This window comes from Tychonema sp. LEGE 06208 (genome assembly GCF_015207505.1).
GTDB lineage: Bacteria > Cyanobacteriota > Cyanobacteriia > Cyanobacteriales > Microcoleaceae > Microcoleus.
Window position 1 is genome coordinate 92,074 of sequence record NZ_JADEWT010000001.1, and the last position, 22,306, is coordinate 114,379.

The following is a 22,306-nucleotide window of genomic DNA, read 5'->3' on the forward strand; positions in this document are numbered from 1 at the left end:
CTCAATTACTACTTACGATTAATTAAACGGTTAATTAATTACACCTCTATATTCTGTTTTTTCTCTAATCTAACTATGTCAGTTATAGGAAGAACTTTTCAGTGGTTTTTTGTCCACTACTGTAAATAACATTAGATGTTGAAGTAGGGTGTTGTCAACTAAGCTAGGCTCAGAATGAGCAGCACTTTTGGGCATACCGTTAACCGCGATCGCCCGAGCCAGGGGTTCGGCAAACTCAAGCGCCAGAATCGATCGCAAGTGAGCGCCCCGCAGTGGCTCTACACCGAATTTGGGAGTGACGTGACCGACTGACAGTTCACCGTAACGGAGGTAAATGCCATCGGGTTTTTGCTCGTCAATCATTAGTTCTGCTGCTTCCCAACCTTCCTGCAAATCGATTTCAATTTCATGTCTGCCCAAATCGCCGCTAGCCGTTCCTTCTTGCATAAAACTAGAAAGAGCCGATCGGGTTTTTAACTGATCCATCACTCCCCGCAAGTACGAGTAAGCCAGTAGTCTCGTCCGCAGCCACCGCCAAGTTCCCCGCATCCCCATGTATTGAAGCCAGTCAAGGGATTTTCTCAGTCCGACAGCCAGCAAATCTAAGGCGGCAGGCCAGAAAAATACGATCGCGACCAAAATTTTATTTACCAGCGAATCAGGAGTTTCGTAGTCTTTTATGTGCAGCGTCGGTTTCATTTCCGGGTGCCGCTGACCGATCAAAACATCCGAACGCCCTTCCGCGCGAGCTCGCCCAAAAGAGCGATCGAGGTTGTTAGTTTCGTGTTCGTAGTGATACCCGACTGCATCCGTTGCCACCGCAAAAGGTACATTTGCTTTGAGCAAGCGCAAGGCAAACTCGTAATCTTCATAGGCAGTACCCGGGCCGAAGGCAGAATCGAAGCCTCCGGTACCAGCAAACAGTTTTGTATCAATAGAAAGGTTCCCACAGAGCAAATCTTGATAAGTGTACCGATGAGTCGGCTTGCTCATCTGGTAAAACTTTTCCTCCCACCAAGTCCGCACTTCTACCTCAAAAAAATTAGTCCTGGATTGCAACTTTGGCGGATAAGGACCGATCGCGGCGCAGCCTGGACGTTCTCGATGAACGCGCCCGTGGTTTTCGACTAAACACGGCATTGCTTCGATGTCATCGTCCAGAAACAACAGCAGTTGTCCAGTAGCCTCCGCTGCTCCAATATTGCGAGACATACCCACACTCCGGCAGTTGGCCTCAATTGTGTGCATTTTAAAAGGAGCTTTGTAGTCTTGTAACATTCCTAAAGTATCGTCAATGCAGCTATCTACGACTACCCTGACTTCGATGAGATCCATCGGATAAGTCTGTAATTGCAGAGCATCCAAAGCCCGCCGCAGCGAAGAGCTTCGGTTGTGAGTTATAAGAATGATGCTAAATGTTAGATTTTCCATATTTACATTCGGAACTGGGAATTGGGAATTGGGCGGAGCGAAGGGTTTGGGCATTGGGCATTCTTAACTTATAACCAATAACTAACAACTAATAACTAATAATTTCTTCCTTAATTTTTTGCAACCACTTGCGAGACACAAAATAAGCCTTCGGGCCGCTAATGCAGCCCCGCAGTTGAGCTAAAAGCAAATCACTAGGGATAGAATCCGGTTGCCTTCGCAAAGAAGCAATTAGTTCAGGAATTTGTATGTACCACAGCCATGACAAGGCTAAGATAGGTACGCTGAATTCTCTGTTGACCACAAATTGTTGCGTCCAGAAAGCATAGAGTCCCATTGCGTAGCCTTGGAGCGTGTTTCGCAGTTCTTCCCATGTGCGCCGGTGGCGGTGCCAACTCAAGGCCCTCGGTTCGTAAACGATGCGGTAGCCGGCGCACAAAATGCGAGCAAACAATTGGCAGTCTTCCCCGTTGGCAGTGGGCGTTCCCGGTCCCAAAGCCTCGTCAAACAAGCCGATAAAGTCGATCGAACTTTTCCGCAAAGCCATACTCGCCGAAACCCCCACTGGCGAGACAACCAGCGGGTTGCAGTGCACCCCGTCAAAAATTAGGCGCTCGAAGCCCCGCCCGTGGGGGGTGTAGCGCTCGAACCATTCTTGCGCTTCGCTTTCGAGTTCCAAGGGCATCACCAGCCCCGTGACGCACATAACTCGGGGATCGCTAAAATTCCCCAAGAGCGATCGCAGCCAGTTCGGATCGGGGGCTGCATCGTCATCTGTAAACGCTACGAATTCGTGTTTAGCTTCGCGTAAAGCTCGGTTGCGGGCAGCGCTGGAGCCCGGTAGGTCTTCGCGCACATAGCGCACTTTTGGGTAATTTTTGACCAGTTCCCTGCTAGCGTCGGTAGCCGGACAATTGTCAATTACTAAGTATTCCTGACCGTCGTCGGGCAGCCGCATAAACGCTTCTAAACAGCGCCGCAAATCTTCCGGTCGATCGCGCGTGCAAACTGCTACTGTGGCGATCGGCAATGCCTCCATCGCCCCCCGCTCATCCCATTCGAGAACGTCGTAGAGCCAATTTTTCCAAAGGTTATCCCCCGCAGCATCCATCAGTGTTTCCCGCAATTGAGAGCCCTCAATGCGACCTCCGACTACCGAAAGTTGAGCGCTCGCGATCGGCTTTCCGTGCAGTCTAATTAAAACCAAGGCTTTGCTGTAACGCTCCTCAACCGCAATTTCTGGCGGGAGTTTGGAGATTTCTAGGTCGAGAATAGCTGTTGCCATTTTAGATTTTAGATTTTAGATTTTAGATTTTAGATTGCCAAAAAATCATAGAGTCTCCGTATTTTACCGGATGTATTTTAGCCAAAATTGTTGTAGGGGATAGCAACTTATCAATGCCATACTTGCCGATCGCCGATGCGCGAATCAAACATAAAGCCTCATATTTATTATTGCTGTTATTTATTTTTACTTTCGATTACCGGTTGATGTCAAGTTTTTTGTCTAAATAATTTTTGTCGCCGACAGCGATTGCTCGTCCAACACGATCTCAATGGCGAGTGTCATTGGGGGCCAGGGCTACCAAATTTTGCGATTAATGCCAAATCAAAAAAACCCGATTTTTTATTAAGAAAACCGAGTTTTGGCGATCGATCCTGATTTCAGCGTTAATTGCGATCGGCTACTATTCTCAAAAAAATATCAAACAATCAAACACCCTCGCAATTCAAACTTTCGCGAGTAGTAGTTCTACTATAAGAATTCCAACTATCCAACTCCGCCGAACTCCGGTGACAAAGCATCGCCCTCACCCCTTCGTCAAGTCCGCGAACCCCAGTAAAATCCGCACCCTCAATGCTAGTAACATGATCGAAACTAGCATTAGTCAAATCAGCAGCTCGAAAATCAACACCCTGCAATTCCGCACCATTTAACCGCGCATCTCGCAAGCAAGCACCAGTCAAAAAAGCCCTCCGCAAATTAGCGCCGCTCAAACCCACACCTTGCAGATTAGCACCAGTCAAATCAGCCCCGCTTAAATAAGCGCCCAGCAAATTAGCACCCCTCAAATCCACAAACCGCAAATTAGCCGTATTTAAAAAAGCCCCAGTCAAAATAGCTCCAGGCCCCACAGCGCCGCAACTTTTGAATCTAAAACCCGACGGCCAAACTGTCAGCGAATCGTAGATAGCAACTTGCAATTTCGAGCCGCTCAAATCAGCCTCGCTCAGATTAGCATTCTGCAAAGAAGCCCTGCACAAACAACTGTTTTGCAAAGCAGCCGACTGCAAAATCGCCCCTTGCAAATTAGCACCGCGCAAATCCGCTTCAACCAGATTAGCACCGCTCAAATCTGCACCGCACAGGTTAACACCAATCAAACTAGCACCCGCGAGGTTAGCACCGTCAAGCTTAGCACCGCTCAAATCGCGATCGTACAAATCAACCCCGCTCAAATCAACCCCTGCCAAACTCTGCCCCGACTTCACAGCAGCCAGTAAACTCTCCGAATCAAAATTTGTGCGATCGATCGTTAAATTAACCATTTCTTTAAAAAAAACACCTCAATCCAACTGATTATACCTTGACCAGAACCCCTCCCGACATCCCTCACGCCATTTTCGATTTTTAATTTTTAATTTTCAATTGCGAATCATTTACTGAATGTCGGTTAGAAGCACAAGCCAGCATTTATCTTCTTTTTGGCTGCTAGAATTACTAAACTTTACAATCAAACATTCTCAAATTTAGTAAAATCGAGAAAACCGCATTGCCCAAAAATCAGCAGAGGTCACAAATACCATGAAAATCCAACCGCCGATGACAATGATGGACTTCTTTCGCAAAAGCGAAGGAACCTGGTTTTCGCAGCGTTCAGTCCATCACTTCGACGCAGTAGCAGACGAGTCAGGCGAATCAAATCTCATCATTCAAATCATGGAAAAAGACCACCCCAAAATACAAGAAATTTGCGAAAAGCAAGCAGTAAATCCAGCACTAGCCGTCGGTGGAGCTATATTCATGTGGCAGACAACCCTAGACGCACAAGACAAAGAACCAAACCCAAATTACGCAGCCATTCTAGTAGATATTCCCGATCGAAACAATCCCCAATCAGGAAAATTTCTCCGCAACCAAGGCTATGTAGAAGGAATACCAGTCATCGGGAGATACAATTTTGCAACCGATGGAGTATTAACAATCGACACCGAATATGAAAAAAATCAAGGTCAAGAACGCTGCTGGTTTATCACTGACGATTTCCGCGTGCGCGTCAGCACAGTACGCATGATGAACGGCATCAATCTTATGACTTACAGCTCAGAACGCCGCTGCGTCGCACCCGCAGATTTACAGCAAATCATTCAACAGCAACAACTCATCACTCATTAGTCATCAGCCATATCATGTCCGACTGAATAATTCTTACATATTCAAAGATTTGTAGTATTTGTAGGGTGCGTCGCCATTAAAAATCCGTACATCCAATTAACAATCTCAGGGCGACGCACCTTACATCATATTTGAGAAAACAAGCCTAAAAATTATCTAATTTCAACCGCAGATTTTTATTTAACAGCGTTCATCAAACCTAGTATAAAAACTGCCGTATTTAATCCAGTATTGCTTGAGCTCGTGCTGAGGAGTGTGCAAACTCGCCTTAGCTTGATATAAAATAACTTTTCGGTGATTGCCAATCCAAACTTTATTAATCGGGTGAACGCAAATAAAAGTTCCGCCCAAACTCTCAATGCACTCCCCAAAATTTTCAATAGTAGGATATTCTAGAGTTTCAAATATAAAAAAATTTCCCGAACAAATCAAATGCCGGCTCCGAATCCAGCACTCCATTTTTTTTCTAGCTAAAGGCGGCAGCATAATATTTTAAACGTTCAGCTTTTATCATATTACTAACGCGGTCGCAGGCACTTCACTAGCAAAACTTTCGACTTTATCAAACAGCAAAGGCCCTTCAGTCGAACCCCAAACTTGCTCGCCAGTATTAACATCCATTCCTCGGTCTAAACTTGTCCAAGTATGCTCTGTTAATTCCACATCACTCACTAAATAAGTCTCGCATCCCTTGCGATTAATCAAACACTTCTGCCCGGGTTCTACGCTTCCTCGAAATATTTCGCCATCTCTCTTAAATACCATTGAACAGTTATAGCGGCGTTCAATACTATCCGGCGTAATCGTCATCAAAATATCTAATTCTCGTCCTGCACCTGCATAAAGCATACCATCTTTTAGACCATAATTTTCTATATAAATTTGATCTTCTTGTTCGACAAGTCGGTGAATTCCTTGACGGTAAGGATTCCACACATCGTAGTCATAAACTTGTTCGGAATAAAAACCAATGCCGCCAAAAAACTCAAAGGGTAAAGGCCGAAACAAAACCCGAATGTGAGCGTAATTTTGCGGATTTGCAATTGATTGCTTTTGGTTGCTGAAATGCCCGGCCATCAAGTTAGCTAGGGCGATAAGTTCACTTGTCATTGGGTAAAAGGAAGAAGGAAGTTCGGCAACGGATTATGTACGGGATGTAACGGATGTAAGTCCGTCGGAAGAAGGAAGAAGTCATTAGTCATTAGTCATCAGTCATTAGTCATGTTTTGCTATCGCCTCCGAGCTTTCCGTACAACGTCATCAGGCAGAAGGAAGAAGGAAGGAAGGAGGCAGAAGAGAAAAAACCAGGAGGAAGAAGGAAGAAGGAAAAAACAGCTATTGCTGTATTCGTGACTTCCGAGTCGTGAATCAACGTAGTTGGTAATTCGTAATCGGTAGTTGTCAACCACTAATGACCAATGACTAATGACCACTGACTAATTACTAACAACTAACAACTAACAACTAACAACTAGCGACTAATGACTAATGACTAATGACTAATGACTAATGACTAATTAGCGGACAAACAGCGGATTTCTGATGAAAAAGAAGCGGTGGTAACGCCTGCGCCGTCGCTTGTTTTGATTAGGGAGACGCGGAAGCGCAAATTGGGAGTACCGAACCAGATGCGCTCTTCTGCAGCGGCGCGATCGTACTCTGTAATTAAAATAAAAGTTCCGTCCTCTGTCAACTGGTAGCGGCCAACAGCAGGCACTGTCTCAGCATACCCGCGATCGCGCAGCAGTTTCCCTTGGGACGGATTTTCGGGATTTGGCACGGGTACGAGCACGCAACTGCCTTCTAGTACCTCTTTTTCGTCCCAATCCGACTCGCCCTCCCAACTCATCCGAAAAGGATGAGCAGCGTCAGCAGGATCGATATTGTACGATCGACAAAGCTCAACTACTTCTGCATCGTCGGCATTCAGCGCTACAATGTCAATTCTAGAACGAACTTCCTCAAAGTGACTGAATGCTAAATGGTGAGCGCTGCGTTGCGATCGCCATTTGCCAATTGAACGATCGATAAATTCACTTAACTGCATCTGCTAATTGGTAATTTGTAATTTTAAATCAGTTATCGGTAATTTGTAATTTCTTATCGGTTATCGGTAATTAGTTATTAGTTATTAGTTATTGATGACAACCAATAACCAATAACCAACAACCAATAACCAATAACCAATAACTACTGACCAACTATCCCTCTAACCAACCTCAGTAATGCTGAGGATTTTTCCCCCACTCTTATTGATATACTGAATGTTCTGAGACAACTGGCTGTAACCCACTTCATAAGTTACATTGCTCACCTTTCTCCGAGAGCCACTACCCTTGACAGCCGAGATCCGAAAACGCTTACCAGTATTGCTGTAAGCACCGAAACTGCTAGCAGGAGCTTTGATTTTTGTGCCGAGATTAGCAGCTACATCGGTAATCAATTTTGCCTTATTGCTGGCATCGCTAGTAGCATCGCCGCGGTACAAAGCAAACATCCGATTGAAACCAACATTTTTGTTGCCAACTTGGCTGCGAGTGCTGCGGGCATAGGGAACAGTATTCTCGCCAAAACTTGAATTGTACTCGTTGCTATCGAGATAAGAGTCAATTTCAGCATCGTATCCTTGCTCGTTATAAGTGATAACGTGCTGGGAAATTTCCGATTGATCGGCAGGGGCGCGGCCCAACAAATGCTTAGAATTGAGTTCGATAAACCGATAGGGGGAACTCGACTCAAAAAAGAGCGATCGATACAAATCCGATTTGGCTACCAAGTTCACAAAACCCTTGACGGTGATATCGCCATTTCGCAACAGCGATTCAGCACTCGTTAGTCGATCGCACTCCATCAAGTGTGCGTTACCCAAGACTTGTTTGTAAACAGCCCGAATCACTGTTTGCAAATCATCTTCTGTAGCATTTGCTCGCAGTTCTACCGGTGTCGATTCCACAGCCCATAAAGACATTTGATTTTCTCCTAATTTTCAATTGCTTTGGTAATTGTAATTAGTTCGACCGTTCGCAATGCCAGTCCTCCAATCGTGAAAACTTGCATTCCGCACCATCGAACTATTTTGATTACGAGGGATTGATCGGCAACGATCTAACTGGTAATTGGTAACTCGCAAATTCTCAAATCTTGCACGCTTCGACGATGGTAATTCCTCTTTTTTATTGGTAATTTCTCAAGTTTGAATTCATCATTCATCCTTTTTCTTTACCTTCGCAATTACCCTTCGCAATCACCAATTATCCATTACCAATTATCCAATTTCAGTGATGCTGACAATTCGGCCGCTCGTGCGATTAATCCGCTGAATTTGGGGAGTCATTCTGTTACCAGGAACAATATATTCCACAGTGCTGCGGCGGCGGGGTTGGTTGTATTTAGCACCTTGCACCACAATCTTAAACATCTTTTCAGTCGCGTCGGCATAACCGCTACGGCCTCCAGACATCGGCGGTACAATCTTGTTGGTGCTGTTAGTGGCCACAGCATAGGTTAGCTGAGAATCCTTATTTGTGTCAGTTTCGGCAGGGCCGCGGAACAGAGCAAAAATCCGGTTGTAGCCTACTTGTTTTTGACCGACTTGGCTGACAGCAGCGCGGTAGAAAGGTACGGTATTTTCGCCAAAGTTTTCTTGATATTCTTGGCTGTCAAGATAAGAATCAATTTCTGCGTCGTAACCGTGTTCGTTGTACCGGCGAACGTGCTCGGAAATCTCGGCTTGATCTTGAGGTGCTCGACCTAACAAATGTTTGAAATTGAGTTCGACAAATCGGTAGGGAGAAGCTGTTTCAAAAAAACGGGCGCGATACATTTCTGATTTGGCGATCGCCCGCACGAAGTCGCGCACGGAAGTGCTACCATCGCACAACTGAGATTCTGCGCTCGTCAAACGCTCGCTTTCCATCACGTAAGCGTTGCCCAAAACCTGCCGGTAGGCTGCTCGAATCACGACTTGTAACTCTTCCAAACCGCTTGCAGGCCACAGCTCAACTGGTGCGCCAGAAAAAGCTTCTATTCCGAATTTTACTGCTGGTGCTGTACTGACCATTTGTACTTTTCCCCCTTCCTATTCAGTTGATAAAAAACTTTGAAAATCTGCTTTTCCACTCTGTTAATTTTTGCGAGTAGATTGCTTCCAAAATAACTGTAAAGCGCGCACTGCGTACCTACCCCAGTCAGCGTTACATCCGCAATTAACGTAGCGTTCGCAATACGCACCTTACTCAAACATTTTGCTGTTTCCTAGCTCACCGGTGTGATGCTAGCAATCACGCCGCCCATTTGGTGAATCCGCTGGTACTCTTGCGATAATTTGTCAAAAGGAACCAGATAGACTTGGTTGCTGCGACGGAATTTCGAGACGCGGTTGACCACATTCGATCGATAAGCCGTAACTTCGATCCGGTATACCTTGCCTTCTTCGCCAGCCCCGGCTCCGTGACGAGTCCGAGCGCCAACCGGCGAATCTTGGAACGCCCAGCCGTCGGAACCGCCTGAAGGAGCGATTACAGCTAGGGGCGTTTCTTGAATTACGTGCTTGTACAATTTGGGACTGTTACCAGCCAAACTGCCCTTCAGGTCGCTGCTGGAAGCACCCCGCAGCAGTTGGAACATATAGGTAAAACCAACCATGTTCTTGCCCGTTTGGGTTTTGTAGCCGCGGTAATACGGTACTGTGTCTTCCCCGTAAGCATTTTGGTATTCGTCGCTGTCGATGTAGGCATCGATATCAGCTTCAAAGCCGCTTGCATCGAGGATATTGCTGTGATGCTTCGTTTCTTGGTAGCCCTCTGGCGCTCTACCTAACAGGTGCTTGAAAGTCAGCTCCGTATAGCGGTAGCGCGGACAAACGTCAAAAAAGCGCGATCGGTAAAGTTCCGATTTCGCTACTTGGCGCACGAACTCGCGGACGCTGATTTCACCGCGTTTGAGCTGCGATTCGGGAACCGCAAGCCGTTCGCTTTCCATTACATAAGCATTGCCCAAAACTTGTCGGTACACTGCTTGAATTACGGTGGCGGCTTCCTCATCCGAGCGTCCGGGCCACAACTGAACAGGGTCTGTGTCTTCAAATAGGGCGACGCCCAATTGAGATGCAGGTCCAAAAGCCATTTAAACTCTCTCCTGGATAGCCACAAGGTTTGCTTAGAAAAATGTATCAAACTTTTACAAAGAAACCGATCGAACTCATAAACTCCCTATCTGCCCTGACAGCAGCAGTTAGCTAGCGCGAATCTGGTTCTCCAAGTTTTCCTTTTTGGACTATACACCGCCCTCAAAACCCTAGAGATGAAGATTTGTAAAGTTTTGTCAACATCTTTGGGCTGCTGAATTAAAATCTTCTCATAAAAAAGACTAGCTTTTAGCAGGCGCAAATTGTGAAAAAAGATTTAAAACTCAGAATACGAGATCGAGTTCGCTGCTATTACAAGGTGCAATAAAATTTAACTTTTGATGCCCGCAACCAGTAGCATTAAGTTTGTCGAAAGGCCAAAACCCAAGAGTCGCTGCCTTCGGAAAATCGCTTTCAGGGCGCTGCATCAACTCTTAAAGTTCTATTACTTTCCTTGCACGGGAGCCGGAGCCTTCGAGCCAATATTAAACTCTAGGGCTATTGGACGACGCGCGATCGACCTGGTTTTTGTGTCGGGAAAAATATTTTAGTTTGTCAAAGCTGGTCGATCGCGCGTCGGTAACTGAACTCGATCGAAATAAATGCAGTCGCAGCCCATATTTTAGATCTCGCGATACTGCAAATTGCGCGCAAAACAGGGGACTAAACCCAGTGATGGATCTCGATTGTTTACCTTACGGCGCAGGCCACGCACAGGAAGGGGTCTGTTTGCTAGTCCGCATGGGGCCGCACCGCATTTTACTTGACTGCGGTGTAGAGGATGTATCGCCCCTGTCAGCGAAACTAGATCGATCGCTCCCAGCCGATTTTGTGGTGTGCACCCACGCCCACTCCGACCACGCCAGAGGTTTGCTAGCACTTCACAAGTCTTTCCCGCACTTGCCAATTTACGCCAGCGAAGTCACAGCGCGACTGCTACCACTCAACTGGCCGGAACAATCTCAGCAGCCGGAGTCCCGTTTCTGTCAGGGACTGCCCTGGCAGTCGTCGATCGAACTGCGACCTGGGCTGACCGTGCAGTTGTTCCCGTCGGGCCATTTGCCCGGAGCGGCCGCTGTACTGCTGACCTATACAGCCCCCCACCGCACCTACACCCTCGTTTACACGGGCGACTTTTTCCTGTCCAATTCTCGTTTGGTAGAAGGTTTGCCACTGGGAGAACTCCGAGGCATGAAGCCGGACGTGTTAATTTTGGAAGGCAGTTACGGCACGGCGCGCCACCCTCACCGCCGACAACTGGAAAATCAATTAGCCGATCGCATCCACCGGGCGATCGGCGACGGGTACTCGGTACTCCTACCCTCGCCGGCGATGGGTTTGGGCCAAGAACTGCTGATGCTGCTCCGCAGCCACCACTATTTCACAGGCCGCGACTTGGATATTTGGGTAGACGGCACCGTCGCCGACGGCTGCGACGCTTATCTGGAACTGCTGCCCCAATTTCCCACGGCTGTCCAAAATTTTGCTCTGCACCAACCTTTGTTTTGGGACGAAAGGGTGAAACCCCGCGTCCGCCGACTGTCGGCCCAAGGGCGCGCCGGATTGGGTTCTACACCTTGTATTGTGATTACTGACCGCATTGCTGATTTGAATTTGTATGTTGCCGATCGGACAAATCCTTGGATTTTGCTCGCACCTCAAAAACCCGGATATCCGCTCCGGGACTGGCTGCCCAACTGGGCCGAATCAGGAGTCAGAAGCCTCGAAACTTATTTGCTAGCCGAACACTGCGACGGCCCGGGGACTACCCAGCTCATCCACAACTTGCGTCCCCAGCACGTAATTTTTGTGCATGGTTCCCCCGCCTATTTGGCTGATTTGGCTAACTTAGACGAGCTCCGCAACCGCTATCAGTTGCACACTCCGGCGACGGGTACGATCGTCGAATTGCCGATCGGGGAAATGTTTTTGCAGCCCGCGATCCCCGAAACTAACTATGAAGGAGAACTCAGCGAATTAGGCACAGAGGTAGCCATTAGCTTGCCGAGTCCGATAACAGCCGATCCTCGGTGGGCAAACTTTGCCGATACCGGTTTAGTAGAAGCCCGCTGGCAAGGCGAAGAACTTGTACTGCGCGGCATTTCCCAGCGGGAACTGCTTTTTCAAGGCAGCCCCGTTGCCACCAACCTCGAATGCTGCGGCAATTGCCAGCACTACCGCGGCCAGCGCTGTTGGAACCAGTCCAGTCCTTTGTTTGGCTTTAAAGTTACTCCCGACGGTTACTGTCCGGTGTTTGAATCGATATCGGAGTCAGAACTTTTCCTAGATGCGGAAACAGAAGGTGAGTGAGCTGTAGGGCACCTTGAAGCCAGCCCGCACCAAGACAAACAAAGGAGAGCTTCTGTGTTTTGCATTCATCAAGATACTTGAGTGAAAATTTAATAACTTAAGCGATTGCTCGTTGCTCGTTACTTTCGCTCTGCCTGGTAATGCAGATGCTTTGGCTCTGCCTCTCTTTACCTCGCGGCTTCTGGAGAGAGAAAATCGTGGCAGATGCTTAAGTTATTAAATCTTCGTTTTTAAGACGGGCTAGCCCAGTGTCCGTGGGAGCATCTGTGTTTTGTATTTATAGTGCTGTCTCGGATCGCGAGTACAATACGAGAGCGGGGACAGCACTATCATCAAAAAATGCTTTTTACAAAGCCCCAGATGCTCCCCTGTCCGTCCCACAAAAATCTTTTTTTTCTTGTGAGACGTTGATCCCCGCAGCGTCCCCAAAATTTTATCAAAAAAACAGAGGCAAGAAATATTCTCCTTAAACCCAATTTTTTGGTAATTCTTCCAGAAAAAAGGGAGAAAAATCGTTTGATTTTCCCCCAAATCTTATTTTTGCTTCAAGCGCGAGCTCAAAACTAATCTAAATTCGAGTCGGGGTAATGATTGCGAATTTGTTCCGCTTCGGGACAATCGTCAGAAACTAGGGGTTCGCAGTTAGTTCTCGACACCGAAGCCAACTTCTGGGATACAGCTCCAATACTTTCTAGACGCACCATTTCTTCCCAGGAGCTAATTTCGTCTTCTTCGTCGGTTTCGTAGCGCAGCGTGACTAGATCCCCTTCAATATCTAGGATACGAGCGCGCTCTATCCAACGTTGCTGATCTCGAAGAAAAATAGAAACCTCACGACCATCACAACAGAGTTGATAGATTTTGCGCTGTAGCATTTGTCAGTTCTCCTGCGCAGTGTATTTGCTTAAAAAGATTGCCTGTTTACATTGACATAATCCCCAACCTCAAGGCATAGGGATTCTGGATTTCAAATAGCTTTCAGCAAGCACAGCTTGCCTGATATTGCCTATTCCGATAGTGGATGCCCCAACCTATTTGAGATTTTTGGGATTTATAGAGTTGAGACCGGATTGTGACATCTGGCGAATCAACAATACGTAACTTATCATGAAAGCCGTCCTGTAACGACTGGAATCCTATGCCAATTGTTCCGTAACGTACTTTGGGTTTGACATCGGAAGGCCCAGCCATATTGACGAGCCAGTTTCACGTTTTTTTGAAACTTCAACACCGATGGGTGTTACTAAATTTGATTTTACCACTAAATCTATCTAGTACGCCATTTATCCGATCGCAGATTTTGCAGCCACCGACATCTCTCGCCAGACGCATTTGCCACAATACATCCCAGAATCAGGATTTGAGGGAGCGATCGAACCCTCAGAGACACCAAGCAAGCGACAATAAACACAGTTCGCGCGTGCGGATGACCGTCCGCTCAGTTCTGCAATACCTGCATTCCGCACGCGCGATCGAATCTTACTGCGGTTAATCGAGCCGACATGATAAAACTCTTCGTCACTCGATCTCCCTGTCGCGGTGCTTGAGGCAGCTCACAAATGCTCTGCGATGATTGCACAGACCGCTTTCACATAGTATAATTTTGCGATCGAGCTGTTGATATCCCACCTGATCATAAGGATTTTCGGGCGATCTGGCAATCCAATCACCAACGGAAAATCAACAGTTTCAGACCGCGACTTCAAAACAGTTCGGACTGTGGGAAGAAATTGCGATCGAACAAGTGGCCGCGACTTTAAGACGCTGTAGAGTAAAGTTAAGCAAAATAGGAAAGCCCCTTAGCGATTAGAGGCGAACCGATCGAGAACCGGCATACCAAAGGGCGATACCAGGGGCTCGACAAAGCTCCAAAGTACACCTCCGGGACTTGCACGCTCAACTACCAGCGTGACTGCGACTTTAAAACCGAGCGTCAAGTCAGTATTCACACGCTAGATGGTCGCATTGTCCTCCCGACGGCTACAACCAGCACATCTATCTGATTGCTTAGTGCAAGGATATCGGTGCTGCGAAGATTGTCTGTCGGAAATTATCGAAGACTGATTAATTGATGGTAAATCTACAGCTTAAAATGCCTGCTTTCGATCCACTAAATATCACTAGAATTTATGGTGTGGACGCGGGTTTGAGATATCGCCTCGAAACAGATTTGCCAAACAAGTCTAGTTTCTCTTCGGTCAAGGTGGCACTGCACAAAGCTAAATCCGATCGACAGGCTAAACAGTTTTTTCAGCGTAAAGATAACCGTTAGGCTTCGCAAATTTTAATCGTTTCGTCGGGAGAAAAAAGAAGATTTATTGCTGATACAAACACCAGATAGCGATTACTATTGCTAATTTTAATGGTTTAATTAAACTCAAATATAGGAGCAAGACACCGGATAGATTTAGATCGCATTTAGCAAAAATACGAGCAACAAAAAGCGAAGATTTAATCAAGAAGGAGCTAAATAATTGTTGCTATAATTGCCCAGTTATGTCTGCTTTAAGGCTGCGTTTATTGGCTAAATAGCTAAATCTAGGTGCATTATATAGCGGTGATCAAGCATTGTGAGGATAGCCCAATGCCCTATGCCCAATCCCTCCGCTTCGCGCTCGCCCTGCGCGGGCCAATCCCTCCGCTTCGCGCTCGCCCTGCGCGGGCCAATGCCCTATCCCGCGTACCTCATATGAGAGCACAGAAAGGCTATACCTCGCTTTAGTTGCTCGAATTCTGGGCAGACCTCTGAGACCGAGCAACCGCAGAAAAAGCTAATTTTTCGCTGTGAATGTCGGGGGTTTGAACTTGATGCCGATCGCGCCGGAAGCAGAAATATTGCAATATATATAAAGCTGCTTGTCCGGGAAGATTCGAGGGGTACGGGGATATTCTCAGCACTCCCTAATGTGTAGGACACTGAAGCCAAAGCAGCAATCCTTTCGAGGTTTTTGGAGTTGCGGTGGAGTTCAGATGCTGCACACCATGCAGCGGTACTCGGCCGGCGGTGGCTGGTAGTTGACAACAAATTAAAGCGATCGATGTGTTAAGGAGGATAATTTATGGTATATGCAGAAAATTGGTCGCAGCCGTCTATGTTGGAACTAGCGCGATCGGGCAACTTTCAAGCCCTGAATTACTGGATTGACAGCTTGCTCAGACCCGAAGGGATTTATGCTCGTGTCGAACAAGCTCAAGCCGGCTGCGTCCAAATCTTAGTAGAATTCCAGCGGGAATTTGCGCCGGATACTACATTACTGGGGAGCACTCTCCGGGAAAGCTTAGTCAAATTTATTTGTCACCAAGTCTGGAGACTCAACTCCCCAGCGGTAGAAGGGGTGCGAATTCACGCGCGGTTGGCTGGAGAACCAGAGATTCTCTGGAAACAGTCAGTGCGAATTGTGACTCCGGCAAATCGGCGGCAGCGGCGCGATCGTTCCCTATTCGTCATAGATTGGGTTAAATTTAAAACGTATCGTTCTCTGCTGCTAGTGGGATCGGCACTTGCTTCATTTATTTTAGGGTGCTGGGTGAGCTACCACGAGGCTCTGGCCGTGCGGTTAGTATCTCCAGTCTCGCCGTACCAGCAAGCTGGGCTAATTTCGGGGCCGCCTCCCAAACGTCCAGATTCGGTGCAAGCGGCTTTGGAAGTAGTACCAGTAGTGCAACAAAAGCAGGTTGCTAATCCCTACGACCCCACCGTAACGCTGATGTTCGGGGGAAATGTGAATCTATCGGATGCGATCGGAGCATCTGCCGGTAACGATTATGATTGGGCTTTTGCCAATATGGACGAGTATCGGCAAGCAGATGTGTCGATGGTTAATCTAGAAAATCCCCTGACTACCTCTACCTTGACCAAGAATAAAAAACAATTAAATTTTAAAGCCGATCCAGAATTGGTGAAAATATTAACAGCGGGAGGAGTGGATCTTGTCAATCTGGCAAACAGCCACGCTATGGATTACGAGGAACCGGGGCTGGTGGAGACTATAAATACTCTAAATAATGCTGGAATTGGGCATCTGGGAGCCGGTAGAAATATTAAAGAAGCTAGGCGTCCAGATATTATTGAGGTTAAGGGTCAGCGGATCGCTTACCTCAGTTATTATGATACCGACCTTAACTCTGCCGACCAAGGGAAAGCTGGTACTAATCCCCGCCGCAACAATCGCGTGGCAGAGGATATTCGAGCTCTCAGGGGTCAGGTAGACTGGATTATTGTTAATTACCACTGGGGAGTTGAGTTGGCAGATTATCCGGGAGATTGGCAAATTGATTTGGCTCGGTTTACGATCGACCAAGGAGCAGATTTGGTAGTGGGACACCACCCCCACGTCCTCCAAGGTGCAGAAGTTTACAAAGGCCGCCCAATTGTTTACTCGCTTGGTGATTTTATATTCGGCGCGAATGCTCGCAGCGATTACGATACTGCAGTCCTGAAAGTATCGCTCAAAGACAGGAATATGAAGGTAGAATTTCTGCCTGTGGAGGTGAAAAAGTTTCAGCCTTCGGTTGTGAATGGGGCGGCGGGCGATCGGATTCTCAAACACGTCGAACAAATTTCTAGTATTTTCGATCGCCCAATGCGATCTTCTGTAGTTCTAGATGCCACAATTAACTCAGGAATTACACCAAAAACTCCAAACTATCCATTGTCCCCAGCCAAGAGCGGTATCGACGGGCCAGGGCTGAATTCGCCCAAAACAGCAGGTGAAAGCAATCTGCCAGACCCAGCACAATCCAAACCTACTCCGATTTTGCCAGCTTTGCCTGCAGCACCCAAACAGCCGGACAACTCCTCATTATTTCAGAACGGCGCTGGGCCTGCAATTGAGTCAAGCCCGCCTCAAAATCAAGATTTGCCGCCGCGCATCTACCACACTCAACCTCAAAATCCCAACCGGGAAGCAGATCCCTTTACCAAAGAGCCATTCATCAAAGAACCGTTTATTGCGCCCCTATCTGGGAGTCAAGGAGGGGCGATGAGTCCCCAAAGCTATCTTCCCCCGACTCGGGCTCTATCTTTCAAAGTCGGGGTCACAGAGCAGCAGACACGCAGGAACATTCCAGACACCAGCAGAGATCGGTCTAAGCAGCCGATCGCGCTGCCTCCTATAATAACTGCGAGGATGGGGACGGCCTATGAAGGTCGGAGCTATGATGCACAGGGGTAAAAAAGGGGCGGTAATGGGCAAAAATCAACTAGCAGCGACCAATTACGACCGATTTACTAAGAACCAATGATCGACGACCTACTACCGATGACAAATGTGTTTGCGATCGCGCTGAAGCAAAAGCAGTATAAAACCTATATCCTCTCCGACGAAACCGCTAACTCTACTCTAGAAGTTGTGCCGGAACGGGGCGGTATTGCCACTAGCTGGCTGGTTGAAGGCAAAGAAATGTTGTACTTGGACGCGGAACGGTTCGCCAATCCCGATCGAACTGTACGCGGCGGGATTCCCATCTTGTTTCCCATCTGCGGCAATCTCGCCGACCAGACCTACACCTACAAAGGAGTCTCGCGCCAGCTCGAACGACACGGCTTTGCTCGCGATTTGCCTTGGACGGCGACGGAACAAGTCACGGAGGGTTGCGCGGCTCTTACCCTAGTGCTTAAAAGCGACGAGAAGACTCAAGCTGTTTATCCGTTTGATTTCCAGCTAGCTTTTACTTATCAAATTAAAGGCAATTCTTTGGAAATTGTGCAGGAATACACCAATCTTGGTGTCGAGCCCATGCCCTTTTCTAGCGGCTTGCACCCTTACTTTTTCGCTCCCGACAAGACAAATCTGCGCTTTCAGATTCCGGGGATGCAGTACAGAGATCGGAATACCCACTCTAAGGGTTATTTCACGGGGGTTTTTGACCCGACGCTGGATGAAATAGATATTTCCTTTGATGAACTCACGGGTCTTGCTGCTATTGTTACTGACGCGGCGCGGGGCTTGCGGCTCACCCTCAGTTACAATTCCAGCTATGGGAAGTTGATCTTCTGGATGATCGAGGGCAAGGATTTTTACTGTCTGGAACCTTGGACTGCTCCTGGAAATGCTCTAAACACTGGCGAACACTTGATTTATTTGCAGCCGGGAGCGACTTGTGAGACGATCGTGCGGATGACTGCAACTTTTTTCTAAAAAACACTTGCTATTTGAAATGATGGGTGCTACTGTTAGAAATTGTCTGCGGTAACAACGTTTACACGGGTCGCTAGCTCAGCGGTAGAGCATTCGGCTTTTAACCGATTGGTCTCGGGTTCAAATCCCGGGCGACCCATTAAAAATCTAGAATTTTGAGTTTCGAGTTGAATGCTCGGAGCTCGAAATTTTGTTTTTTGAGCTTTTAAGTAGAAATTTGGAAAGATAATGCGCGATCGGCTACAAATTGTCTTAAGATTATCGTAAGAATTGAGCTTGTCTAAAATTCACGGCCCAGAAACACAAATAACTAGGAGGAATATCTATGGCGCTTGTACCTATGCGACTGCTGCTCGACCACGCGGCTGAAAACGGTTACGGCCTACCGGCTTACAACGTCAACAACATGGAGCAAATCCAAGCGATCATGCGCGCTGCTGACGAAACCAACAGCCCTGTGATCTTGCAAGCTTCTCGCGGCGCTCGCTCCTACGCTGGGGAAAATTTCCTGCGCCATTTGATTTTGGCGGCAGTTGAAACCTATCCTCACATTCCCATTTGTATGCACCAAGACCACGGCAATGCCCCCGGCACTTGCTATTCTGCCATGCGCCAAGGTTTCACCAGCGTAATGATGGACGGTTCTCTGGAAGCGGATGCTAAAACTCCGGCCAGCTACGAGTACAACGTTGAAGTTACTCGCGAAGTTGTGAAAGTGGCTCATTCGATCGGCGTTAGCGTTGAAGGCGAACTGGGTTGCTTGGGTTCTCTGGAAACAGGAATGGGCGAAGCAGAAGACGGCCACGGCTTTGAAGGTGCGCTTTCCCACGATCAATTGCTCACAGATCCCGAAGAAGCTGTTAATTTCGTTGAGCAAACCGGCGTTGATGCTCTCGCAGTGGCGATCGGCACTTCCCACGGCGCTTACAAGTTCACTCGCAAGCCGACTGGCGAAATTTTGGCAATCAGCCGCATTGAAGAAATTCACCGCCGCTTGCCCAATACTCACTTGGTAATGCACGGTTCTTCTTCTGTACCCCAAGAATTGCTGGAAATCATCAACAGCAACGGCGGCAAAATCCGCGAAACCTACGGCGTACCTGTGGAAGAAATCCAAAAGGGCATCAAGTGCGGCGTTCGCAAGATCAATATCGATACTGACAACCGTTTGGCGATTACCGCTGCGGTGCGCGAAGCTTTGTTTGCTAAGCCCGAAGAATTCGATCCGCGCCACTTCTTGAAGCCGTCGATCAAGTATATGCAGAAGGTTTGTAGCGATCGTTACAACTCTTTTGGTTGCGCCGGTCAAGGTACAAAGATCAAGCAAGTTTCTTTGGACGATTTCGCAGCTAAGTATGCTAAGGGCGAATTGAGTTCTTCTACTAAGAAGACTGTCGCTGTTTAATAATTTTAGGTTTGAGATTTGAGATTTATCTGAAGTCTAAAGTTTGGATAGCCGGGTAGCTGCGAAGTTGCCCGGTTTTTGTTTGTGGACAGAAACCGATAAGAGTTGTTATTGACAACTGCGATCGCTATAGCAGTTTCCCTAATTTTGCTTACAATGAAACTAATTTTCGTGTGAAAAACCGTTTGAATCAAAGGTGAAGGAATGGCAAAGGTTATTGCAGTTACAGAAGCTATTAAAAGCCTTGCTGAGGCTGAATCAAGGTTGAATTTGAGCAGAACTGAGGATGAGGCTTTTTTTACTGAGTGGCTAGCCCAATTGCCAAATCCCAGCGATTCTGAACAAGCTGCTTTGGATACGCTACGACGCAGATTGCTATATCATAGAGCAGATGGAGAGTTGTTAGAAGGGTCAGTGACTTTGCTGGTGGCATCACCTTTGTTAGAACTGGCGGGTTTCTACGATCCACCGTTTAGAATGAAGGCTGAGGCTGCGGTCGAAATTGCGATCGATGATGGGGAAGAAACGCTGCGCGGACGCATTGATATTTTGATTTTGCAGAATCAGCTTTGGGTAATGGTTTTGGAGTGTAAGAAGACTACGATTTCGGTGCGATCGGCATTACCCCAAGCATTAGCATACATGATGGCAAATCCCGATCTGGATAAACCGAGATTTGGGATGTTGACGAATGGCGATGATGTGTTGTTTGTGAAACTTATGGCTCAACCTACGCCCGAATACGGGTTATCGCGGGCATTTTCGATCTATACTGTGGGTAGTGAATTGCGATCGGCATTTCAAGTCTTGAAGCATTTAGGGCAAAGCATTACTAGATCGGACGGCGGTTGAAACCGCGTCTACACAAACGATGTCCGGATGGTGCGCGGACTAAGAAATAAAGGGGTATTTAAGATAAGACGGCGGTTTCAACCACCGAGTCTTATGGTGGCATATTGCCTCAGTACAGGTGAAATAGTGTAAAAATTTGCTTGTTGTTCTATCAAGCAGCGACGCGATAAAGATTGCAGCGCATTTACCAAATCTGAGGCGGGAATTTGGCTATTTTCTAGCAATTGGGTGAGGTTAATTGCATCGCTTGCTTTGGCTAACAAGGAGATTACTTGTTTTTCTAATTCGGATAGGCGGCTAAATTGCTGCTGTAAAACATCTTTCAAATCTTCGGGCAACAATATGATATCATTTGGTAATAACTGATTCACGCAGCCTCCCAATTCTTGAATCAGAGTCGCCACGCTTTTTAACCAGAGGGGATTGCCTTGGTAGCGATGGATGAGTGCTTCACTGTTATCGCTTTCTTCTAATCCGCAATCTCTCAGTATTTCCCGTCCGGCGGCGATGTCTAAACCTTTGAGTTGTAAGGTACGAATAGAAGTATTTTGGTTTTTAACTTGAGTCACTTCTCTCGGTTGTTCCCAACCGATTAACATCAAGCAGCTTTGATGGGATAATTTTTCTATTTGTTTGAATAAGGTGCGATATTCTTCGCATTCAGGTTTATATTTGCCTGCGAATTCGCCGCTACAAAAAAGGTTGTGAACGTCATCTAATATTATTAAACAGCGATGGTTTTGTAAATACTTAATTAACGGTAAGGGTTTCTGGTTGGTTGGGGATGAATCTTGTTTTTGTGAGTTAGAAAAAAGCTGTGTTAGGTTAGATTGAAATTTATCTATGGTGGGGAATTCGTCGAGGGTGTACCAAGCTGTGTACTCAAACTCGTGTTTGATTTGTTGTACGAGTTGTACTGCTAGGGTGGTTTTGCCGATGCCGCTGATGCCGGTGAGGGTGATGAGGCGGCTGTTTTGTTGTAGAATCCAGTTGGTGAGGGTGTCGAGAGAGGAAGTGCGATCGTAGAAATCACCCAACTCTGGCATTTCGCTTAAATCTTGATGTAGAGTGTTGGTTTGTGTTGAGTTAGATGTTTCCTGATTTGGTGGCTGTGAGTTGGGTAGTTCTGGTGGGTATCTAGCTTGTCCACAAATGTTGAAAATACTGCTCACGTTGTTTGCAAAGTTTAAAGCATTAGAGTTTTGCAACCTCTCCATTGTAGAGCGAAAATTCGATTTACTGACATCTTCTCCTAACTCCTCTGACAGTATCTGCCATAATTCCGATCCGATTTCCCTGATGCGACTTTCGGAACAGTCAAAATCCTTGGCTATTTGCTTGTATGTCTCGCGTTGTAGAGTTCCCCGCAGTACCGCTGCTTGTAAATCATCAAGGTGCTGACCTGTTTTCTCGAAAACTATGCGATCGGCGAGGTTTAACATTTCTTTAAGATTCATCTGGCAGGGAGATGCGAGAGTTTTGTGTATTGTAGCTCACAACTGCCAACATTTTCGTACATTTTCGTACATTGTTGTACAAACTTAGATTAAAGTTAAAGTAAAAGCGAGGGAGAATTGGCGGCAAAATAGAACTTTTTTGGGCTAGACAAACTTTGAATTTATTAAGATAATGGAACAAGTATTAAA

General features: G+C 47.0%; 21 protein-coding genes and 1 tRNA gene. 10 read left to right on the plus strand and 12 right to left on the minus strand.

All coding sequences use genetic code 11. The annotated features are described in order from the left end of the window. Positions 1-78: 78 nt before the first annotated feature. The 3 genes from IQ263_RS00415 to IQ263_RS00425 all read right to left on the minus strand — a co-directional run bounded on the left by IQ263_RS00415 (position 79) and on the right by IQ263_RS00425 (position 3,981). Positions 79-1,485 carry a glycosyltransferase family 2 protein gene (locus IQ263_RS00415; protein WP_228049686.1) on the minus strand — a complete coding sequence of 469 codons (1,407 nt, stop codon included), beginning with the start codon at positions 1,483-1,485 and terminating at the stop codon, positions 79-81. Positions 1,486-1,519: 34 nt separating this feature from the next. After that, complete coding sequence (locus IQ263_RS00420) at positions 1,520-2,716, minus strand: glycosyltransferase family 2 protein (protein ID WP_194065644.1); 1,197 nt, start codon at positions 2,714-2,716, stop codon at positions 1,520-1,522. Between the two features lie 428 nt (positions 2,717-3,144). Then, a complete protein-coding gene (locus IQ263_RS00425) occupies positions 3,145-3,981 on the minus strand; it encodes a pentapeptide repeat-containing protein (RefSeq protein ID WP_194065645.1) in 837 nt (278 codons plus the stop codon). Positions 3,982-4,237: 256 nt separating this feature from the next. Here IQ263_RS00425 and IQ263_RS00430 point away from each other — a divergent pair, with 256 nt between their 5' ends. After that, a complete protein-coding gene (locus tag IQ263_RS00430; protein WP_194065646.1) occupies positions 4,238-4,828 on the plus strand; it encodes a phycobiliprotein lyase in 591 nt (196 codons plus the stop codon). Positions 4,829-5,008: 180 nt separating this feature from the next. Here the strand turns inward: IQ263_RS00430 and IQ263_RS00435 are convergent, their stop codons facing one another. Both IQ263_RS00435 and IQ263_RS00440 read right to left on the minus strand, forming a co-directional pair. Next, positions 5,009-5,314: a CpeR family transcriptional regulator gene (locus IQ263_RS00435; RefSeq protein ID WP_194065647.1), complete on the minus strand. Its 306-nt coding sequence runs from the start codon at positions 5,312-5,314 to the stop codon at positions 5,009-5,011. A gap of 24 nt (positions 5,315-5,338) precedes the next feature. Then, complete coding sequence (locus IQ263_RS00440) at positions 5,339-5,938, minus strand: chromophore lyase CpcT/CpeT (protein ID WP_194065648.1); 600 nt, start codon at positions 5,936-5,938, stop codon at positions 5,339-5,341. A gap of 116 nt (positions 5,939-6,054) precedes the next feature. Between IQ263_RS00440 and IQ263_RS00445 the strand changes: the two genes are divergently transcribed. Then, entirely contained in the window at positions 6,055-6,195 is a 141-nt protein-coding gene (locus IQ263_RS00445; protein WP_194065649.1) for a hypothetical protein, read from the plus strand. Between the two features lie 146 nt (positions 6,196-6,341). Here IQ263_RS00445 and IQ263_RS00450 read toward each other — a convergent pair whose 3' ends face one another. The 4 genes from IQ263_RS00450 to IQ263_RS00465 form a co-directional block, all read right to left on the minus strand. Then, positions 6,342-6,875 (minus strand): phycobiliprotein lyase, encoded by a 534-nt coding sequence (locus IQ263_RS00450; RefSeq protein ID WP_194065650.1) that lies wholly within the window; start codon positions 6,873-6,875, stop codon positions 6,342-6,344. Positions 6,876-7,037: 162 nt separating this feature from the next. Continuing rightward, positions 7,038-7,796 carry a phycobilisome rod-core linker polypeptide gene (locus tag IQ263_RS00455; protein ID WP_194065651.1) on the minus strand — a complete coding sequence of 253 codons (759 nt, stop codon included), beginning with the start codon at positions 7,794-7,796 and terminating at the stop codon, positions 7,038-7,040. A gap of 297 nt (positions 7,797-8,093) precedes the next feature. Next, positions 8,094-8,888: a phycobilisome rod-core linker polypeptide gene (locus tag IQ263_RS00460; RefSeq protein ID WP_194065652.1), complete on the minus strand. Its 795-nt coding sequence runs from the start codon at positions 8,886-8,888 to the stop codon at positions 8,094-8,096. 194 nt (positions 8,889-9,082) lie between these two features. Continuing rightward, complete coding sequence (locus IQ263_RS00465; RefSeq protein WP_194065653.1) at positions 9,083-9,952, minus strand: phycobilisome linker polypeptide; 870 nt, start codon at positions 9,950-9,952, stop codon at positions 9,083-9,085. A 676-nt stretch (positions 9,953-10,628) separates the two neighbouring features. Here IQ263_RS00465 and IQ263_RS00470 point away from each other — a divergent pair. Beyond that, the gene (locus tag IQ263_RS00470; RefSeq protein ID WP_194065654.1) at positions 10,629-12,263 is read left to right on the plus strand and encodes an MBL fold metallo-hydrolase; all 1,635 of its coding nucleotides are present in this window, start codon (positions 10,629-10,631) and stop codon (positions 12,261-12,263) included. A gap of 563 nt (positions 12,264-12,826) precedes the next feature. Here IQ263_RS00470 and IQ263_RS00475 read toward each other — a convergent pair. Continuing rightward, the gene (locus IQ263_RS00475; protein WP_106148100.1) at positions 12,827-13,138 is read right to left on the minus strand and encodes a DUF6679 family protein; all 312 of its coding nucleotides are present in this window, start codon (positions 13,136-13,138) and stop codon (positions 12,827-12,829) included. A 374-nt stretch (positions 13,139-13,512) separates the two neighbouring features. Here IQ263_RS00475 and IQ263_RS00480 point away from each other — a divergent pair, with 374 nt between their 5' ends. Both IQ263_RS00480 and IQ263_RS00485 read left to right on the plus strand, forming a co-directional pair. After that, on the plus strand, positions 13,513-13,755 hold the full coding sequence (locus IQ263_RS00480; protein WP_194012833.1) for a hypothetical protein: 243 nt from the start codon (positions 13,513-13,515) through the stop codon (positions 13,753-13,755). A 600-nt stretch (positions 13,756-14,355) separates the two neighbouring features. After that, a complete protein-coding gene (locus IQ263_RS00485) occupies positions 14,356-14,535 on the plus strand; it encodes a hypothetical protein (RefSeq protein WP_228049687.1) in 180 nt (59 codons plus the stop codon). Positions 14,536-14,981: 446 nt separating this feature from the next. On the opposite strand, the gene IQ263_RS00490 is transcribed toward IQ263_RS00485, so the two are convergent. Continuing rightward, positions 14,982-15,161, minus strand: a complete 180-nt coding sequence (locus IQ263_RS00490) for a hypothetical protein (RefSeq protein ID WP_194065656.1) — start codon at positions 15,159-15,161, stop codon at positions 14,982-14,984. A 161-nt stretch (positions 15,162-15,322) separates the two neighbouring features. Between IQ263_RS00490 and IQ263_RS00495 the strand changes: the two genes are divergently transcribed. The 5 genes from IQ263_RS00495 (at position 15,323) to IQ263_RS00515 (ending at position 20,660) form a co-directional block, all read left to right on the plus strand. Further along, a complete protein-coding gene (locus tag IQ263_RS00495) occupies positions 15,323-17,437 on the plus strand; it encodes a CapA family protein (protein ID WP_194065657.1) in 2,115 nt (704 codons plus the stop codon). A 66-nt stretch (positions 17,438-17,503) separates the two neighbouring features. Then, positions 17,504-18,403 carry an aldose epimerase family protein gene (locus IQ263_RS00500; protein WP_194065658.1) on the plus strand — a complete coding sequence of 300 codons (900 nt, stop codon included), beginning with the start codon at positions 17,504-17,506 and terminating at the stop codon, positions 18,401-18,403. Positions 18,404-18,470: 67 nt separating this feature from the next. Next, a tRNA-Lys gene (locus IQ263_RS00505) sits at positions 18,471-18,542 on the plus strand. Positions 18,543-18,728: 186 nt separating this feature from the next. Further along, positions 18,729-19,808 (plus strand): class II fructose-bisphosphate aldolase, encoded by a 1,080-nt coding sequence (gene fba, locus IQ263_RS00510; RefSeq protein WP_194012838.1) that lies wholly within the window; start codon positions 18,729-18,731, stop codon positions 19,806-19,808. Positions 19,809-20,012: 204 nt separating this feature from the next. Further along, on the plus strand, positions 20,013-20,660 hold the full coding sequence (locus tag IQ263_RS00515; RefSeq protein ID WP_194065659.1) for a type I restriction endonuclease: 648 nt from the start codon (positions 20,013-20,015) through the stop codon (positions 20,658-20,660). Between the two features lie 77 nt (positions 20,661-20,737). On the opposite strand, the gene IQ263_RS00520 is transcribed toward IQ263_RS00515, so the two are convergent. Beyond that, a complete protein-coding gene (locus IQ263_RS00520) occupies positions 20,738-22,117 on the minus strand; it encodes a helix-turn-helix domain-containing protein (RefSeq protein ID WP_194065660.1) in 1,380 nt (459 codons plus the stop codon). Positions 22,118-22,306 lie beyond the last annotated feature (189 nt).